Here is an 18,569-nt window from a genome sequence, read left to right as displayed (position 1 = left end):
CGTCGCCAACGGCCACGTCTTCCGCGTTGTCTCCCTGCTCTTCGTTCACGTTGTTATCCACGCAGTGTTTCCCCAAATTCCCTATTTAACGCAGCTTCAGTGTCGACAGTCCGAACAGCACCAGCATCATCGTGATGATCCAGAAGCGGACCACCACCTTGGTTTCCTTCCACCCCTTCTGTTCGAAGTGGTGGTGCAGCGGCGCCATCAGCAGGATGCGCCGGCCGACGCCGAAACGCTTCTTCGTGTACTTGAAGTAGCTCACCTGGAGCATCACCGACAGCGTCTCGACCACGAAGATACCGCCCATGATGAACAGGACGATCTCCTGGCGGACGATGACTGCGATGGTTCCGAGTGCACCGCCGAGGGCCAGCGCGCCGACGTCGCCCATGAATACCTGGGCCGGATGCGCGTTGAACCACAAGAACGCGAGACCGGCTCCTGCCATGGCCCCGCAGAAGATTAGCAGTTCCGCCGCGCCGGGTATGTGAGGAATAAAGAGGTATTTCGCGTACACCACGCTGCCTGTGAGGTAGGCGATGAGGCCGAGGGCCGATCCCACCATCACGGTCGGCATGATGGCGAGGCCGTCGAGGCCGTCGGTGAGGTTCACCGCATTGCTGGTGCCGACGATGACAAAGTAGGTCAGCGCGATGAAGCCCCACACGCCCAGCGGGTAGCTGATGGTCTTGAAGAAGGGGACGATCAGGTCGGCCTTGGGCGGCAGGTCCAGGTTGAAACCGGACTTCACCCAGGCGATGAACAGCTCCAGCACCTGGGTATTGGTCGGCGCCGAGACGGAGAACGCGAGATAGAGCGCGGCGGCGATGCCGATCAGCGACTGCCAGAAGTATTTTTCGCGTGAGGACATGCCCTCCGGGTTCTTGTAGACCACCTTGCGGTAGTCGTCGACCCAACCGATTGCGCCATAGCCGAGAGTCACGACCAGCACCACCCACACGAAGCGGTTGCTCCAGTCAGACCACAGCAGGGTCGAGATGCCGATGGCGAGCAGGATCAGGGCGCCGCCCATGGTCGGCGTGCCGGTCTTGATGAGGTGGGTCTGCGGGCCGTCGGTGCGCACTGCCTGGCCGACCTTCAGACGCGTCAGCATGCGGATCATGGCCGGACCGGCGAGCAGGCCGATCACCAGCGCCGTCAGCGTGGCGAAGACGGCGCGGAAAGTGATGAAGTTGAATACCCGAAGCGGGCCGAGGTCTTGTTGGAAGTATTGTGCTAGCCAGAGCAGCATGTCAGTGAGATCCCTGTCCTTGTTCTGTTGTATTGACGAGGTGCTGGACCACGCGCTCCATCTTCATGAAGCGCGATCCCTTCACCAACGCCGTCGTGCCGGCGGTGACCAGTGCTTCGGCTGCCTGGTTGATCGTTGCGATGTCCTCGAAATGCGTCGCGCCGGCCCCGAACGCGCTGCTTGCATGCCGTGCCAGCTGGCCCAGCGTGAGCAGGTGCTCGATGCCCTTGTCGCGTGCATAGTTGCCAACCTCGACATGGAACTGCGGGCCTTCGTCGCCCACTTCGCCCATGTCGCCCAATACCAGCACGCGGGGCGCGGCGGCATGCGACAGTACGTCGATGGCGGCGCGCACCGAATCCGGATTGGCGTTGTAGGTATCGTCGATCACCAGGGCGCCACTCTTTGCCGTCTTGCGCTGCAGGCGGCCGTTCACCGGCGCGAACGCCTCCAGTCCGCGGATGACCGCTTCCTGGGGGAGCCCGATCGCCAGCGCACATGCGGTCGCTGCGAGTGCATTGCGGACGTTGTGCACGCCCGCGGCAGAAAGTGATGCCTGGAACTGTTTCCCACCGGCAGTAATGGACAGGTCACTGCCGAAATCGTTCACCCTGAATGTGCAAGTCACGTCGGCGTCCGGCGACAAACCGAAGCTCATGACCCTGCGCTGGCCTGCATAGCTGCGCCACAGGCTTGTGTAAGTATCATCGGCGGGGAAGACCGCCACGCCGTCGTCGGCCAGCCCGAGGATGACGTTGCCGTTCTCCCTGGCGACGGCTTCCACGCTTTCCATGAATTCCTGGTGTTCGCGTTGGGCATTGTTCACCAGGCCGACCGTGGGTTGGGCGGTCGCCGTGATCGTGGCAATTTCGCCAGGATGGTTCATGCCGAGTTCCACCACTGCCGCCTTGCAGCCGGCGTCGAGCCGGAACACGGTGAGCGGAACGCCGATATCGTTGTTCAGGTTGCCGCGGGTGGCAAGGATGTTGTCGGGGCCGTAAGCGGCCGCCAGGATGGAGGCGACCATTTCCTTCACGGTCGTCTTGCCGTTGCTGCCGGTGACGCCGATGACGGGGATCTTGAACTGCCGGCGCCAGTACGCGCCGATTTCATTGAGCGCGAGGCGCGTATCCGGCACTACCAGCGCGGGGACAGTCAGGCCGTCCGGCACGCGTTCCACGACCACGGCGGCTACGCCCTTGGCCGCCACATCATTCAGAAAATCATGCGCATCGAAACGTTCGCCGCGCAGGGCGACGAACAGATTGCCAGGTGCTACCTGACGGCTGTCGGTCGAGACGCCGTCGAATGCTGCATCTGCCGCAGGATTGTTCACAATCGCGGCTTGTGAAATCCACGGCTGCAGTTGAGCCAATGACGATTTCATCAGTTTGTTCCCTTCATTGTTGCCCGTGCAGCCAGCGCAAGCGCGGCATGGTCTGCATCCAAAAACGGCAATTTCTTGCCTTTGATTTCCTGGTAGGACTCGTGCCCCTTGCCGGCAAGGAGGACGACGTCGCTTTTCGCGGCATGCCGCACCGCCCACAGGATGGCGGAGGCACGGTCTTCGATCACATGCAGCGCATCCTTGGCGAGGCGCGCGGTATCGATTCCGGCGACGACCTGTTCAAGAATCTTGCCCGGGTCTTCGCTGCGCGGGTTGTCGCTGGTGGCCACGATATGGTCCGCCGCCTGCGCCACCTTGCCCATCTGCGGGCGCTTGCCCGGGTCGCGGTCGCCGCCGCAGCCGAACACGCACCACAGGCGGCCGTTGCGCTGGCGCGCCACCTCGCGCAGGGTGGACAGGGTCTTTTCGAGCGCGTCCGGGGTATGCGCGTAGTCGATGACGATCAGCGGCGCATCCTGTCCGCCGAGCTGTTCCATGCGCCCGGGCACCGGGGTCAGGGCCTCCACGGCCTCGAGTGCTGCGCGGATGTCGATGCCCCGCGCCAGCAGCGCACCGGTCACGCCGAGCACGTTGCTCACATTGAATTGCCCCACCAGCTGCGTCTTGACCTGAGCCGATGCGCCGGGAGCTTCGAGACGGAACACGGTGCCGCCGTGGCTGGTACGGATATCGCTCGCGCGCAGCACAGGCACGCTGCCCGCGTTCCTGCCCACGGTGGTATAGCCGGTGATCTGCACCGCCGGACGTGTTTTCTGCAAGTGCGCCACCAGCCGCAGCCCCATGTCGTCGTCGAGGTTGATGACCGCATGCTCCAGGCCGGGCCAATCGAACAGCGCGCGCTTGGATGCCTCGTAGGCGTCCATCGTGCCGTGGTAATCGAGATGGTCGCGCGTGAAATTGGTGAACAGCGCGACATTGAAATGCATGCCGTTCAACCGCCCCTGGTCGAGGCCGATCGAGGATGCCTCGATGGCAAGCGCCTGCGCGCCGGCGGTGCGCAACTGCGCCATCCGGCGCTGCAGCTGGACGGCGTCGGGCGTGGTGTAGCCGGTCACGTTGAAGCCGCCGTGCTGCCCGTTGCGATAGAGCGCCGCGCCGAGCGTACCGACCACTGCCGTCGGTTGGCCCAGGCGCGACAGCGCCCTGCCCAGCCACTGCGTGCAGGATGTCTTGCCGTTCGTCCCCGTGACGGCCACGGTAAACATGGCGGCGTCGGGCTGGTCGTAATACGCGTTCGCGATTTCGCCGGCCTGCTCCTTCAGGTTTTCCACCGCGAGGTGCGGAAGCGCCAGCTTGTCGTCCCAGGTGAAATCCTTTGCCTCGTAGACCACTGCGCGCGCACCGGCCTCGACGGCGCGCTCGATGTAATCGCGGCCGTCGGCGGCATCGCCGGGATAGGCAAAAAAGACATCGCCCGGCGAGATGTTCCTGGAATCCGAGGTCAGCTGCGCCTTGGGCGCATTGGCATGCAGCCAGGAGAGGATATCGGCCATGGCAGTGGTCGGCGTTGCACTCATCACATGCTCTCCTCGACAGGATTGGCCGGCACGATGATGTCGGTCACGGTGGAGTCGGGCGGAACGTTCAGGGCGCGCAGTGCGCTCGCGGTCACGGCGGAGAACACCGGCGCGGCGACCTGTCCGCCGTAGTGGAAGCCGTTGGACGGCTCGTCGACCATGACCGCCACGACGATGCGCGGGTCCGAAACAGGGGCGAATCCGACGAAGGAGGACACATATTTGTTGGCGTACTGCCCGCCCACCAGCTTGTGCGCGGTGCCGGTCTTGCCGGCCACTCGGTAGCCAGGCACCTGGGCCTTCGGCGCGGTGCCTTCGGGACCGGCGGCCATCTCGAGCATGATGCGCAGTTCGCGCGCGGTCTTCTCGGAAATCACGCGCTGGCCGATCGGCTGGTCGCCCGCCTTCTGCAGCGTCAGCGGAATGATGTCGCCGTCGCGCGCAAAAATCATGTACGAGTGCGCGACCTGGATCAGCGAGGTCGAAATGCCGTGGCCATAGCTCATGGTCGCCTGCTCGATCGGCTTCCAGGACTTGTGCGGGCGCACGCGGCCGGCAACGGCGCCGGGGAAGCCGAGCTTCGGCTGCTGGCCGAATCCGACCGTGGTGAACATGTCCCACATCTGCTGCGGCTGCAGCTGCAGCGCCAGTTTGGCGGTGCCGACGTTGGACGATTTCTGCAGCACGCCCTGCACCGTCAGCACGCCGTGAGGGTGCGCGTCGCCGATGGTAGCCCTGCCGATCGTGAGCTTGCCCGGCGCGGTCTGGATATTGGAGAACGGTGTGACGAGCCGGTTTTCCAGCGCCAGTGCGATCGGGAAGGGCTTGAGCGTCGAACCCGGCTCGAAGGTATCCGTCATCACCCGGTTGCGCAGCTGGGCGCCGGTGAGCTTGGCGCGGTCGTTCGGGTTATAGGTCGGCAGGTTGACCAGAGCCAGCACCTCGCCGGTTTTCACGTCGAGGATGACCATCGCGGCGGCCTTGGCCTTGTGCTTCTCGACCGCTTCCTTCAGGTGCGAATAGGCGATGTACTGCAGCTTGCGGTCGATCGACAGCGCGAGGTCCTTGCCGTCGTGCGGCAGGCGCACCGATTCGATGTCCTCGACGATGCGCCCCAGCCTGTCCTTGATCACGCGGCGGCTGCCGTTGACGCCGGCCAGCGTCTTCTGGAACGCGAGCTCCATGCCTTCCTGGCCGATGTCCTCGACATTGGTGAAGCCGACCACGTGCGCCATCACGTCGCCGTCCGGGTAGTAGCGCTTGTACTCGCGGCGCATACCGATGCCGGGAACGTTGAGCGCGGAGACCTTGTCGGTAACATCCTGCTCGACCTGGCGCTTCAGGTAGACGAAGGTGCGGTCGGAATCGAGCTTCTTGCGCAAATCCTTCTCGCTCATGTCGAGCAGCCTGGCGAGCTCGCGGATCTTGTCGGCGGGCGCTTCGAGCACGTCTTCCGGGATCGCCCATACCGCCTTGACCGGCATGGACGATGCCAGCACCTGGCCATTGCGGTCGGTGATCTTGCCGCGGGTGGCGGGCAGCTCCAGTGTTCGGGCATAGCGCGAGGCGCCCTGCTTCTGCAGGAATTCGGTGGAGATACCCTGCAGCCAAAGCGCGCGGCCGGCGAGCGCGGCGAAGCCGGCAAACAGCGCAAACAGCACGACGCGCGAGCGCCATACCGGCAGCTTGAGCGCGAGCACCGGGCTGGCGCTGAACTGGACACCCTTGCCGGCCGCTGTGCGTGAGGCGGCGCGCATCACTGGCCTCCCTGCGTCAGGTACTGGGTGCGGTCAGGGGTGACGGGGACCATGCCGAGGTCGCGCCGGGCGTTGGCTTCGATGCGTGCGTGCTTGGCCAGCGTGGACTGGTCGAGCTGCAGCTGCGCCCATTCGATCTCGAGCTGCTTGGCGGCGGCCTGCGCGCGCTCGAGCTCGATGAAGAGGCGCCGGGACTGGTATTGCGAATTCACGACGAGAAGGGCGCAGATGACCAGCGCCGCGGTGAGGAGTACGTTGACCTTGCCGCTCATGCCGCGCCTCCCGCGGGAATCCGCTCGGCGACGCGCATGATGGCCGAACGCGCGCGCGGGTTGGCGGCGACTTCGGCATCGGAGGGCTTCATCTTGGCCAGCAGCTTGAGTTCGGGCTGCGGGAGGTCGGCGGCGCGGATCGGAAGGCGGCGGTCGGGCTGCGGCACCTTGGCCTTGGAGGCCAGGAACCGCTTGACGATGCGATCTTCCAATGAATGAAAGCTGATCACAGCCATTCTCCCGCGCGGGGCCAGTTTGTCGAATGCGGCGTTCAGTCCTACTTCAAGTTCTTCAAGCTCTTGATTGATGTAAATCCGGATAGCCTGAAATGTCCGAGTGGCCGGGTCCTTACCCTTCTCGCGGGTTTTGACGGCGTGTGCCACGATCTCGGCAAGCTGTCGTGTGCCTGAAATTGGCTGGATTGCCCGGCGAGCAACAATCGCCTTTGCAATCTGAAAAGCAAACCGTTCTTCCCCATAATCTTTGATCACCTTTCCTATCGTCTGTTCTGACTCGGTTGCGAGCCACTCTGCCGCCGACATCCCGCGCGTGGTGTCCATGCGCATGTCGAGCGGACCGTCCAGTCGAAAACTGAAACCGCGCGCCGCTTCATCCACTTGCGGCGACGAGATTCCGAGGTCCAGCAAAATTCCATCCACCTGCATGACACCGCGCGAAGTGAGCGCCTGCCCCATCGTCGCAAAACTGTCATGCACGATCTCGAACCGCTTGTCCGAAACCGCCTGCGCGGCTGCAATCGCCTGCGGATCCTTGTCGAAAGCGATCAGGCGGCCGCTGGGGCCGAGACGCTCAAGGATCCGGCGGCTGTGGCCGCCGCGGCCGAAGGTGCCATCGACGTACACGCCATTGGCGCGATCGCCGTCGATCTGCAGCGAATCGACCGCTTCTTCCAGCAACACCGTGCGGTGCTGCAATCCGGGCACCGTTTGATCAATCATCACGGGCCGTCAGAAGGAAAAATTACTCAGTACATCGGGCATGCCGTTGGCCACGGCCTGCGCCTCGTCCTGGGCGAGCTTTTCAGCGTCCCAGATCTCGAAATGACTACCCATGCCGAGCAACATGACGTCACGCGTCATGCCGACGGCCGAACGCAGTTCCGGCGCAATCAGGATGCGGCCGGCGGTATCCATTTCGACATCGGAGGCATTGCCGAGGAAGACGCGCTGCCAGGCACGCGCAGACATCGGCCAGGCGGCGATCTGCTCGCGGTGGTTTTCCCACACCGGGCGCGGAAAGAGCAGCAGGCAACCGTGGGGGTGACGGGTGAGCGTGATGCGTCCCTCGCACTGAAGCGACAAGGCGTCGCGATGCTTGGACGGGATCGTCATCCGCCCTTTCGCATCGAGATTCAACGCTGACGCGCCTTGAAACACCCTGATTGCCCTCGTGATTGTCGTTGTTTGAACTTGGCGGTGATCGGTGTCCTGCGGGCATTTTCAGAAAAACGCCCCACAAAAATACACTTTTTCACACTGCTGCCCACTTTAGAGGATGCTTTATTTGCGGTCAAGTAATATTCGGGTTCCAAAATGCGATTTTTATCAATGAAGTCAATGACTTAGCGCGTTTCATTCAAGCAACCCGTTGAGTGAATCTTCAAAAAAATGAAGCACTTATAGATGACACTGAATGTGACATCTCAGCTTTACACATGTGTTTGGTGCGTGCTGACGGACGCGGCGCAAAGCCGCATGGATGCTGGGAAAGCGGCGAAAAAGGTGGCGGGGAAGTAACAGATCGCGCCGGCAAGGCGCTCTTTTGATTGCCGGACGGAATAAAAGTTGCGCCTGTTAGCGGCGCATCAGAGGCACTTGCCGACGACGTAGTGGTTCGGCCCGACCTGCTTGAGCGTCGTGACAGAAAAGAAATTGTTCAGGCCGATGAGCTTGTTGGAGCCGTTGGCCATCGCGAGGAAGAACCAGTCGTGCGCGCGGCCGGCAAAGACGTGTTCGGCATTGGTCGCCGTGAAGCAGCGCGGCGCCGGGTCCGGCGGCAGGGTCGCGCCGGCGACGCGATCGAGCATGGCGCGCACCGCCTGGATCTGCCGGCCGTTCTTGCTGGCGTAGTCGGGATCCTCGCGGTTGAAGTCGAACCAGTTCCAGCACGCCTTCGGGTTGCGCATGAAGTTCGACGTGGTCTGCGGATAGAGCACGATGATGTTGTTGGTATCGGCCCACTGGTTGTATCCCGCTTGCCGGATGAATTTGTCATCCACCTCTTCGGCGTTCTGGCGGCAGCCGTGGAAGGCCACGTGCACGCGGCAGGAACCATTGATGTTCTTGTCGCAGTTGGCGGGAATGTAGGCGTAGCCGCGATCGGCCATGCCATGCCGCGCAGGCGAGCGGTCGTCGAAGAATTCGGACTGGTCGAATTCCACCAGCCGTCCGCCCAGGCCATTGGTATTCTTCGGACGCAGGCCGTCGCCGTAGATCCATTTCAGCATCTCGCCCGCCGCGTCCACACCGCAGTTCCCGATGTAGGGCTTGCCCAGCTCTGCGCAAGCGTTCCCGGCGCCGTCGGTCGGCATCGTGTGCTCGGCCGCGACATCCTTGCGGAAGCGGATATTGTCGTCGCCGATGTAGTGGCGGTAGTACGTGTACAAGTCGTTCATCACCGGCTGCGGCACGACGGTGTCGAGCGTCCCGGAGAACATCCAGATGCGCTGCCGGCCCATGTTCGCGGTCGGGTCGACGGCGCCGTTGCGCGCGCGCTGATTAGTGATCTCGACCAGCTGCTCGACATTCGTGGAACCCGGGGCGACCTCGCAGCGCGAGATCACAGGCAGGCCGGTACAACTGCACTTGCGGGTCGCGATGTCGGCATCACCCTGCGCGCAATAGTAAGGCCCGCCGGCGACGATGCCCGCCCCCTTCACCAGCGCGGAAAAGGCGACGGCGAACTGGACCGCCATGAAGCCGCCCGAAGACAGGCCGGAGACGGAAGTCTCCGTGAGATCGGCATTGTAGTTTTGCAGAGCGACAGGCGCCGCGTGCGACGAGGGGGACAACACGGCGATGCAAAGCGACGACAGCGCGGCCAGCCAGGTACGCATGCAGTTATTCGTTATTGAAGTTATATGGCCTGCGAAGGAAAGCCTGCTGGTCGTGGGAGGGAGGTTCGGAAGCGGGTCGGCGATCCGGGATGCGCTTTGATACTGCTTGGCGGCCGCCATGTTGGAGCGCATCCGGCATCGCGTACCTCCACTGTTCCGGTTATCCGTCCCACGGCCGGCAGGCTCTGTTGATGAATCGACTTTACCTGAGCAGCCCCATACCGCGTTGACCTTGCTCAAGTTGCACCGAAGCGCGCATGGACGCAGCGAAACCGCGAACTCCGGGCGCTTCCGCGGCCTTATCCGCGGTTTATCTTGTCGAAGCGGCATGCAGAATAAGCAATGGCTAAATATCCCGTCCCCGGTGCCGATAACCTAGGAGGGAAGCTGGGCTCCGCGCCCTCGCGCGGGTTCGCTGAAATTCAATGTGTTAGACAGGTAGCTGCATGGCTCTCAACAACAATCAACTTGCCCTGATCAAGCTGTATCTGGCGAGTTTCAACCGCGCGCCCGAAAAGAACGGACTCGATTACTGGTCGACCCAGCTCGCGTCCGGAAAATCCTTTTCGAGCATCGTTTCCACGGTATTCAGCCTGGATGTGGTGAAGGCGATCTATCCGGACGTGCTGCCAGACGATGCTTTCCTGACGCAGATCTATATCAATATCTTCAACAAGCTGCCCGACGATGACGGACTCGCCTACTGGATGGGCAAGCTGGCGCTTGGGGCGCAGCGCGCGCAGCTGGTCATGGACATGATCAACGCCGGCCTCGGCGTGCCGGACGGGACGCCGGGCAAGGCATTCATCGCCAACCGCTTCACTGCCGCGCAGTACGCGGTGAATGTGCAACTCGAGCAGAATGCGTCGTACAACGTCAATACCCTGAAGTCCGCGATGTCGAACGTGAACGCGGACGTCGCGTCGATCCAGGTCGCCAACCGGATCGTCGACGCGATCAATACCGGCGGACTCGACGGACCGCTGAATCCGATCGCGGTGACGGGATCGTCGAATGGGTATGTCAATGCTGCCGCCAAGGCAGCCGGCCTGTCCGCGGTGGTCGACCTGACGGGAACGAATGCGGTGACGGGCAATACCTTGCTGTTCCTCGTGAACGACGCCCTCTTCCCCACGTCGATCACCTATGTACTGACGGCCGCCGACGTCAAGGCGAACAAGGTCACGGTCAAGCTGCCGGCCACCGCCAACTGGGGTATCGACGGCACCAAGGTTCTGAGCGTGAAAGTCGCCGATGTCCCGAACGGGAAAATCAGCGGCTCCGGCGGGCATGTCACGCTGATCGTGGACGCCACCGCGCCGAACGCCCCGGCCCAGGCCATGACGACGGCCATCGCCTCCCAGGCGACCAACGGTATCGGCGCGGCGCAGAAGGCAGCCGGGGTGGGCGTCGTGGTCAACCTGTCGGGCACGAATGCCGCGGCGGGCGACACGGTCCAGATCCTGCTGGGCGGAGCATCCTTCACCACGCCGGTCACACGTGTACTGACGGCGGCCGACGTCGCAGCCGGCTCGGTCACCGTGACCATCCCTGGTGCGGCTGCGTGGGGCAGCGACGGCAGCAAGACGCTGACTGCACGGCTGACCGACGCCGCCGGCAATGCCGGCACCGCCGGCGGCGCGCTTACCATCGCCCTCGACTCGGCGGCGCCCACGCTCGCCAGCGCCTCGCCTGCCGACAACTCGGCCAATGCCCCGCTCGCCGCGAGCATCGTGTTGACCTTCAACGAGAATGTTGCGGCGGGCAGCGGCAACATCGTCATCAGCAATGGCGCGGGCGATACGCGCACCATCCCCGTGACCGACACCACGCAGGTCACGATCGCAGGCAAGACGGTCACCATCCAGCCGACGCTCAAACTGCTCGCCAGCACGGGATACAACATCCAGATGGCGAGCGGCGTGATCACCGATACCGCGGGCAATCCTTATGCGGGGATCAGCACTGCCACGGCCTTGAATTTCACTACCTCGGCACTGCCGAGCTATACCGTGGCCCAGGCCGCAACGGCCGTGGCCGCCGATCCGGGCGCCCTGTTCGTGCTCAGCGATACGGCCGCCAACCTCGCCGCCGACGCGGCAACCAACAGCGGCGCCGGGACTTACACGACGAACCGCGCCGTGGTGTTCACCACGACGCCGACCATCGCGCAACTGACTGCAGTGGACGCCGCCACCACCGGCACGCTGACCTACACGGCCGTCACCGACACGGCTGCGAACCTCGCGACCAACACCGGTGCTTACGTCAAGGCCGGCATCAATGTCACCGTGACCGATGCGGCAAGCATTGCACAACTGGCGGCGATCGATCTTGCCAACACCACCGGTTCCCTCACCTATTCCGCGGGCGTGACTGACACGGCTGCCAACCTGCAGACGAACAGCGGCGGTTACGTCAAGGCCGCAACCAATGTGACGGTGACCGGCGCGCCAAGCATCGCGCAACTGACCGCGATCGACAACGCCAACACCACCGGCACGCTCACCTACGCGGGCACCGTCACCGACACCGGCGCCAACCTTCGCACCGACGCGATGCTCAACGGTGGCGCCGGGAGGTATGTCACCGGGCACAACGTGGAATTCACGACGGCCGCGACGATCGCCCAGTTAAGTGCGGTCGATGCCGCTACCACCGGGACGATAACCTACGCTCTGGGCATCGAGGATACGGCAGACAACGTGTATGCCGACGCCACCAGTGTCGCGGCCGGACGGCCTTACATCGCGGGCCACGGTGTCACCATCACCGACGCCGCGACCATCGCACAGCTCACCGCCATCGACACGGCAACCACGGAAACGCTCGTCTACACCGCCGTCAGGGATACTGCGGCCAACCTCTTCGCCAGTACCGGCGGATATGTGAAGGCCGGCATCAATGTGACGGTGACCGATGCGGCCAGCATCGCGCAGTTGACAGCCATCGACTCCGCCAATACGACAGGCACCCTGACCTACACGGCCGGCATTTCCGACACCGCGGCAAATCTCGCCGCCAATGCGGGCGCATACGTCAAGGCAGCGACCAATGTAACGGTAACGACCGCCGCCACAGTGGCTGAACTGACAGCGATCGATGCTGCCAACACGACCGGGACGCTGAGTTACACCAGTGTGTCGGATACCGCCGCGAACCTGTACACGGGGACGGTGAACGCCTATGTCAGCGCAGGCAAGAATGTCTCGGTCACCACCGCTGCCACCCTCGCCGCGCTTGCCGCGATCGACACGGCCAACGGCGCTGGCACCCTGACCTATGCGGCAGTGACGGACAGTTTCGCAAACCTGCGCGCGACAACGGCGATTGCCGCGGCCGCCACGGTCACGGTCGAGATCGGCGACAGCGCAGTGGCCAATGGCGTTGGATATGCGGATGTGAATACCGATGGAAGCTTGAACAACGGCGACACCTTTGCCATTGCCGCAAGCGCAACGATCAATCTCGCCACTGTCGGCATGAACGCGGGCGATATCCTGGGCTTCACCGGCGCGCAATCGCTGGCACACCAGGCGACCGCCGCCAGTTCGGTGGGTAACGGCGAGTACATGACCGTGCGTGGCACGTGGGCGGCCGGTACGTTCACTGTCAATGGCACGACGGGCGCAGACACGCTCGTCCTGTACGACAACGACCCCACGTCGGGCAACGGCACCTCGGGCATCGTGCTGATCGGCGTCACCTCCGTCACGACGGGAACAGACCAGGTCACGCTATAAGAAAAAACGGCGCCCGGTCGACTGACCGGGCGCCGCAAGTGTCTGAATGAAGCAAGCCGATAGGCCGGATTCTGTTACGGCGGACAGGCGTGAACCCGTCCGCTATGACAGCCATTCCTCTAGGCCGTGAATTGCTCCACGGCTCAAGCTTCCTACCCGCACGCTCCGCGAGCAGCATCAATGCGTGCCTATTTGGAATTGCTCCGGGTGGAGGTTACCGCGTTTCACCCTTTGTGACGTGAACGTCGCAAAGACTCGTCTCTGTGGCCCTATTCCGCGCCTCGCGGCGGACGGCCGTTAGCCGTCACCCTGCTCTATGGAGTCCGGACCTTCCTCCCGCCGCCTTGCGGCGGCCAGCGGCTGTCTGGCTTGCTTCAGCCGCCATTGTAGCCCACCCGGGCGCCTGCGGTATCCTACGCGGTGTGATCATTTTTCCATGAGACCACCATGACAACACGAACCGGCGGACAAATTCTGGTCGATGCGCTCAAGACCCACGGCGCCGATATCGTCTTCGGCGTCCCGGGTGAAAGCTACCTGCCGGTGCTCGATGCGCTGCATGACGGTCCGGTCCGCTTCATCGTCAACCGCCAGGAAGGCGGCGCGGCATTCATGGCGGAGGCCTACGGCAAGCTGACCGGCCGCCCCGGCATCTGCTTCGTCACGCGCGGACCGGGCGCGACCAACGCGGCGATCGGCGTGCATACCGCGCACCAGGATTCGACGCCGATGATTCTTTTCATCGGGCAGGTGGGCAACGACTTCGTCGAGCGCGAAGCCTTCCAGGAAGTCGACTACCGCCGCATGTTCGGCACCATGACCAAGTGGGTGGCGCAGATCGACCGCGCCGACCGCATCCCCGAGTTTGTCGCACGCGCCTTCCAGACCGCCACCAGCGGACGCCCCGGCCCGGTCGTGCTTGCGCTGCCGGAAGACATGCTGACGGCAAGCGCCGACGTCCCCGATGCGCGCCCCTACTGCCCGGTGCAGGCAGCGCCCGCGCAGGAACAGATCGACCGGTTGCGCGACATGCTTGCGGCAGCGAAAAAGCCGATGGTCCTGCTCGGCGGTGCCGGCTGGAACCAAGCCGCATGCGACGACATCCGCGGCTTTGCCGAAGCGAATGCCCTGCCGGTCGCCTGCGCCTTCCGCTTCCAGGACTTGCTCGACAATCGCCATCCGAACTATGCCGGCGACGTCGGCATCGGCATCAACCCGAAACTGGCGGCGCGCATCCGCGACGCGGACCTGCTCATCGCCATCGGCCCGCGCCTGGGCGAGATGACCACGGGCGGCTATACCCTGCTCGAGGCCCCCTGCCCGAAACAGAAACTGGTGCATGTGCACAGCGCGGCGGAAGAACTGGGGCGCGTGTACCAGGCCGACCTCATGATCAACAGCGGCATGCCGCAGATCGCCGCGATGCTGCAAGCCATGCCGGCGGTCGATCCTGCCGCGTGGCAGCACTCGGCCGTCGAGGCCCGGGCGGACCTTGATGCATGGCAGGCGGAACCGCCGGTGTTCAGGAACGGCGAGGCGCGGCTGAACCTGTGGCAGGTCGTGCAGATCCTGAAGCAGTCGCTGCCGGCGGACACCATCGTCACCAACGGCGCCGGCAATTTCGCCACCTGGGCGCACCGCTTCTGGCCCTATGGCGGCTTCCGCACGCAGCTCGCGCCGACCTCGGGCGCGATGGGCTGCGGCGTTCCCGCGGCGGTCGCGGCCAGCATCATCGAACAGCATGGCGGGCGCAAGCGCAGCGTGCTCAATGTCGCCGGCGACGGCGATTTCCTGATGACCGGGCAGGAACTGGCGACGGCTGTGCAGTACCGCGCCCCGGTACTGTTCATCGTCTTCAACAACGGCGCCTACGGCACGATCCGCATGCATCAGGAACGGAATTATCCCGGCCGCGTTTCCGGTACCTCCCTGCAGAACCCCGACTTCGGCGCGCTGGCACGGGCCTTCGGCGCCTTCGGCGAAAGCGTGGACGACACCGAGGGCTTTGCCCAGAGCCTGAAAAAGGCACAGGCCCATCTCGAGCAGACCGGCTTGCCTGCGCTCATTGAATTGCGCTACGACTCGGACCTCATCACGCCAAATGCCACGCTGCAATCGATACGCGAGGCGGCACAGAAGGCGCGAACCGTTTAGGCGAGGAAAATTCTTTGCGCCGATTCCACATTTCGATTCACGCATAGAATTTTTTCGTTTCGTGAATGTCAAGAACAGGACATCGGATGCGATGGCAGCATCCGAGGCGCCACCTCGACATTTCCTCCACGACCTATGGCACTCGTCTCCATCACCGAGGCTGCGAAACTTGTACGCCGGAATCGTTCGACGATTTACCGCGACATCGAGAAAGGCCGTCTCAGCAAGACCGTGACGCCCGACGGCGAGACGCAGATCGATACGTCGGAATTGCTGCGCGCCTACGGCAACTTGTACACGGCGGAGGAAGGCGATGCGCTGGACGAACAGTCGCGCGACAAGCTGAAGATCGCATTGCTCGAGGAGCGCAACCGTTCGCTGGAACGCGCGCTGCAGCTCGAAGCCGAGTTGCGCAAGGTAAAGGACCAGGTCACCAACGAATTGCGCGCCCGTATCGCGGACAAGGAAAACGTGATCAAGGTGCTCGAGAGCAAGGTATTGTTTCTCGAATACGACAAGCAGTTGGAGGAACATCCCGGGGACGCCGAGCTGCCCCCGGAAAGCGCCTTGCGCGAGCCCTCTTCTGCGAGGCCGAAACAGCGCTGGTGGAAGGCGATCATCGAAAAGCGGAAGAAAACACCCTCGCGCAAGTAAATCCTCGTTCCGCGGCAAGCTTCCAGTCGAGCGTCGACATCACTCTCACTCCACGGCGCACGATGCAGGAACTTCAACACGTCCCGTTCCTCCAAAAACTGTCCCATGCAGCGTGGGGAATCTCGTTCAATGACTTGAAAGGAGCACATCATGCGAGTAGCCGATGCGATGACACGCGATGTCCAATTGGCCAGTCCAGACCAGAGCATCATCGAGGCGGCAAAGATGATGGCCGACGGCGATTGCGGTTCGCTGCCGGTGGGAGAGAACGATCGCCTGGTAGGCATGGTGACGGATCGGGATATCGTCATTCGCGCCCTTGCCCAGGGCAGGACGGATTGCACGATCCGCGATGTCATGAGCCAGGACATCAAATACTGCTTTGAAGACGACGACATCGACGATGTCGCGCACAATATGGGCGATCTGCAGATCCGCCGCCTGCCGGTCCTGAGCAAGGACAAACGGCTAGTCGGCATTGTGTCGCTTGGCGACATCACCCATACGGCCGATACCGGCATCGCCGGCGAGGCCTTGTCGTCGATCACGGAAAAGGCATCCCAGCACACCAGCACGGGCGCACGTCCGCACTGAATGCGCTGAGTGCACCGGGCGCTCCGGCCGGAATGAAGCGGAAGGGCTCCCCGCCCTTCCGTTTTTTTTCGATCAGGAAAACTTGGTGAAGTCGGGACGGCGCTTCTCGAAGAAGGCGGTGAAGGCTTCTTTCGCTTCCTTGGCCATCAGCATTTCACCGAAATGCTTGTTCTCTTCCATCATGCGTGCGTTGATCGCTTCGGCCTGCGCGCCCTTCATCAGTCGCTTGGTGACGCGCAACGACGATGCCGGCAGGGCAACCAGCTTGGCCGCCTGGAGGTGCACGAGGTCCGCCAGTTCGGCCACCGGCACGACCTTGCTGATCAGCCCCATGTCATAGGCCTCTTCCGCGCCGAAAGCCTCGCCCAGCAGCAGCTTTTCGGCAGCGCGGGGATAGCCGACCATCGCCGGGAACAGCATGCTGGATGCAAATTCCGGGCACAAGCCAAGCTGTGTGAAGGGCATCGTGAACCTGGCGTTGTCGGCCGCGTACACGAGGTCGCAGTGCATCAGCATCGTGGTGCCGATGCCGACCGCGTTGCCGGCCACGCCCGCGATCACCGGCTTGGTCGCGCCGCTGAGCGCGCGCATGAATTGCGCGACCGGGCGGTCGCCCACTTCGGCCGACGAATGCTTCAGGAAGTCCTCAAGGTCATTGCCCGCAGTGAACACTTCCGGCTTGCCCTGGATGACGATGGCCCGCACGGCGCTATCGCCTTCCGCGTCCTTGAGCGCATCCGCCATCGACTGGTACATGGCCGAGGTGATCGCGTTCTTCTTTTCCGGGCGATTGAACTCGATCGTCAGGATGCCGTTTGCCTTGCTGGTGAGAATATCCATGGAGTCTCCAGGTAATGCTTTGTTCGATGAAAAAAAGCCGCACAGCTTTTGGCTGCGCGGCCTGTCAGTCACTGCTCGATGCGAACCTTATACGCGTTCGAAGATGCCCGCCGCGCCCATGCCGGCGCCGACGCACATGGTCACCATGCCGTACTTCAGGTTCTTGCGGCGCAGTGCGTGGATGACGGTGGCAGAGCGGATCGCACCGGTCGCACCCAGCGGGTGGCCGAGGGCGATCGCGCCGCCCATCGGGTTGACCTTGGCCGGATCCAGGCCGAGATCCTTCACCACGGCCAGCGATTGCGCGGCAAACGCTTCGTTCAGCTCGAACCAATCGATCTGGTCCTGGGTGATGCCTGCGGCGCGGCAGGCGGCCGGGATCGCTTCCTTCGGACCGATGCCCATGATTTCCGGCGGCACGCCGCGCACCGAGAAGGACACGAAGCGGGCCAGCGGGGTCAGGTTGAATTGCTTCAGGATCTTTTCGCTGACGATGATCAGGGCGCCTGCGCCGTCGGAGGTCTGCGAGCTGTTGCCCGCGGTGACCGAGCCCTTGGCGGCGAACACCGGCTTCAGCTTGGCCAGGCCTTCGATGCTGGTGTCGAGACGCGGACCTTCGTCGAGGCTGACGGTGCGGGTCTTGACGTCGATCTCGCCGGTCGCCAGGTTCGGGAAACGCTCGATGATCTCGACCGAAGTCATTTCATCGCTGAATTCGCCGGCCTGCTGCGCGGCGATCGCGCGGCGGTGCGATTCGAGCGAGAAGGCGTCCTGCTCTTCGCGAGTGACCTTCCACTGCGCAGCCACCTTCTCGGCGGTCAGGCCCATGCCGTAGGCGAGGCCGACGTTCTCGTCCTTGAAGACCGCGCCGTTGATCGAGGGATGGTGACCCATCATCGGCACCATCGACATCGACTCGGCGCCGCCGGCGATCATCACATCGGCTTCGCCGACGCGGATGCGGTCGGCGGCCATCGCCACGGCGGTGATGCCGGATGCGCAGTAACGGTTGATGGTCACGCCGCCGATGGTGTTCGGCAGGCCGGCCAGGATGACGGCGTTACGCGCCATGTTCATGCCCTGCTCGGCTTCCGGGAAGGAGCAGCCGATGATGGCGTCTTCGATCAGCTTCGGATCGAGGTTCGGCACTTGCGCAACCGCGTTCTGAATGGCGCGCACCAGCAGGTCGTCCGGACGGACGTTCTTGAACATGCCGCGCGGCGCCTTGCCGATCGGCGTGCGGGTGGCGGCGACAATGTATGCGTCTTGAAGTTGTTTCGTCATTTTCTGTACTCCAGA

The 18,569-nt window shown here is 63.4% G+C and carries 14 protein-coding genes and 1 other RNA gene; 4 read left to right on the top strand and 11 right to left on the bottom strand.

The window, feature by feature from the left end; translation table 11 throughout:
- Positions 1–85: 85 nt before the first annotated feature.
- The 8 genes from mraY to VFF99_RS12830 form a co-directional block, all read right to left on the bottom strand.
- Positions 86–1,255 (bottom strand): phospho-N-acetylmuramoyl-pentapeptide-transferase, encoded by a 1,170-nt coding sequence (mraY, locus tag VFF99_RS12865; protein WP_325018474.1) that lies wholly within the window; start codon positions 1,253–1,255, stop codon positions 86–88.
- A gap of 1 nt (position 1,256) precedes the next feature.
- Positions 1,257–2,642 (bottom strand): UDP-N-acetylmuramoyl-tripeptide--D-alanyl-D-alanine ligase, encoded by a 1,386-nt coding sequence (locus tag VFF99_RS12860; RefSeq protein WP_325018472.1) that lies wholly within the window; start codon positions 2,640–2,642, stop codon positions 1,257–1,259.
- A complete protein-coding gene (locus tag VFF99_RS12855; protein ID WP_325018470.1) occupies positions 2,642–4,180 on the bottom strand; it encodes a UDP-N-acetylmuramoyl-L-alanyl-D-glutamate--2,6-diaminopimelate ligase in 1,539 nt (512 codons plus the stop codon). Before VFF99_RS12855 ends, VFF99_RS12860 begins: the two co-directional genes overlap by 1 nt.
- Positions 4,180–5,937 carry a penicillin-binding protein 2 gene (locus tag VFF99_RS12850; protein WP_325018469.1) on the bottom strand — a complete coding sequence of 586 codons (1,758 nt, stop codon included), beginning with the start codon at positions 5,935–5,937 and terminating at the stop codon, positions 4,180–4,182. The genes VFF99_RS12855 and VFF99_RS12850 overlap by 1 nt, the downstream gene beginning before the upstream one ends.
- Positions 5,937–6,209 carry a cell division protein FtsL gene (gene ftsL, locus VFF99_RS12845; protein WP_325018467.1) on the bottom strand — a complete coding sequence of 91 codons (273 nt, stop codon included), beginning with the start codon at positions 6,207–6,209 and terminating at the stop codon, positions 5,937–5,939. Before ftsL ends, VFF99_RS12850 begins: the two co-directional genes overlap by 1 nt.
- Positions 6,206–7,168, bottom strand: a complete 963-nt coding sequence (gene rsmH / locus VFF99_RS12840) for a 16S rRNA (cytosine(1402)-N(4))-methyltransferase RsmH (RefSeq protein ID WP_325018526.1) — start codon at positions 7,166–7,168, stop codon at positions 6,206–6,208. Before rsmH ends, ftsL begins: the two co-directional genes overlap by 4 nt.
- Before the next feature lie 9 nt (positions 7,169–7,177).
- Positions 7,178–7,606, bottom strand: a complete 429-nt coding sequence (mraZ, locus tag VFF99_RS12835) for a division/cell wall cluster transcriptional repressor MraZ (RefSeq protein WP_325018464.1) — start codon at positions 7,604–7,606, stop codon at positions 7,178–7,180.
- 428 nt (positions 7,607–8,034) lie between these two features.
- On the bottom strand, positions 8,035–9,285 hold the full coding sequence (locus VFF99_RS12830) for a PHB depolymerase family esterase (RefSeq protein WP_325018463.1): 1,251 nt from the start codon (positions 9,283–9,285) through the stop codon (positions 8,035–8,037).
- Positions 9,286–9,731: 446 nt separating this feature from the next.
- Between VFF99_RS12830 and VFF99_RS12825 the strand changes: the two genes are divergently transcribed.
- On the top strand, positions 9,732–13,028 hold the full coding sequence (locus tag VFF99_RS12825) for an Ig-like domain-containing protein (protein ID WP_325018461.1): 3,297 nt from the start codon (positions 9,732–9,734) through the stop codon (positions 13,026–13,028).
- 44 nt (positions 13,029–13,072) lie between these two features.
- On the opposite strand, the gene rnpB is transcribed toward VFF99_RS12825, so the two are convergent.
- Positions 13,073–13,404: RNase P RNA component class A (gene rnpB, locus VFF99_RS12820), an RNA gene on the bottom strand.
- 71 nt (positions 13,405–13,475) lie between these two features.
- Here rnpB and VFF99_RS12815 point away from each other — a divergent pair.
- The 3 genes from VFF99_RS12815 (at position 13,476) to VFF99_RS12805 (ending at position 16,430) form a co-directional block, all read left to right on the top strand.
- Positions 13,476–15,182, top strand: a complete 1,707-nt coding sequence (locus tag VFF99_RS12815) for a thiamine pyrophosphate-binding protein (RefSeq protein ID WP_325018459.1) — start codon at positions 13,476–13,478, stop codon at positions 15,180–15,182.
- 135 nt (positions 15,183–15,317) lie between these two features.
- On the top strand, positions 15,318–15,836 hold the full coding sequence (locus VFF99_RS12810) for a hypothetical protein (RefSeq protein ID WP_325018457.1): 519 nt from the start codon (positions 15,318–15,320) through the stop codon (positions 15,834–15,836).
- A 150-nt stretch (positions 15,837–15,986) separates the two neighbouring features.
- Positions 15,987–16,430 carry a CBS domain-containing protein gene (locus VFF99_RS12805; RefSeq protein ID WP_325018455.1) on the top strand — a complete coding sequence of 148 codons (444 nt, stop codon included), beginning with the start codon at positions 15,987–15,989 and terminating at the stop codon, positions 16,428–16,430.
- 72 nt (positions 16,431–16,502) lie between these two features.
- On the opposite strand, the gene VFF99_RS12800 is transcribed toward VFF99_RS12805, so the two are convergent.
- Together VFF99_RS12800 and VFF99_RS12795 are read right to left on the bottom strand one after the other, a co-directional pair.
- On the bottom strand, positions 16,503–17,270 hold the full coding sequence (locus tag VFF99_RS12800) for an enoyl-CoA hydratase (RefSeq protein WP_325018453.1): 768 nt from the start codon (positions 17,268–17,270) through the stop codon (positions 16,503–16,505).
- An 87-nt stretch (positions 17,271–17,357) separates the two neighbouring features.
- Positions 17,358–18,554: an acetyl-CoA C-acyltransferase gene (locus tag VFF99_RS12795; RefSeq protein ID WP_325018451.1), complete on the bottom strand. Its 1,197-nt coding sequence runs from the start codon at positions 18,552–18,554 to the stop codon at positions 17,358–17,360.
- Between the last annotated feature and the right edge of the window lie 15 nt (positions 18,555–18,569).

It is taken from the genome of Noviherbaspirillum sp. (assembly GCF_035654295.1).
GTDB lineage: Bacteria > Pseudomonadota > Gammaproteobacteria > Burkholderiales > Burkholderiaceae_D > Noviherbaspirillum.
This window is presented reverse-complemented; position numbering and strand designations above follow the sequence as displayed.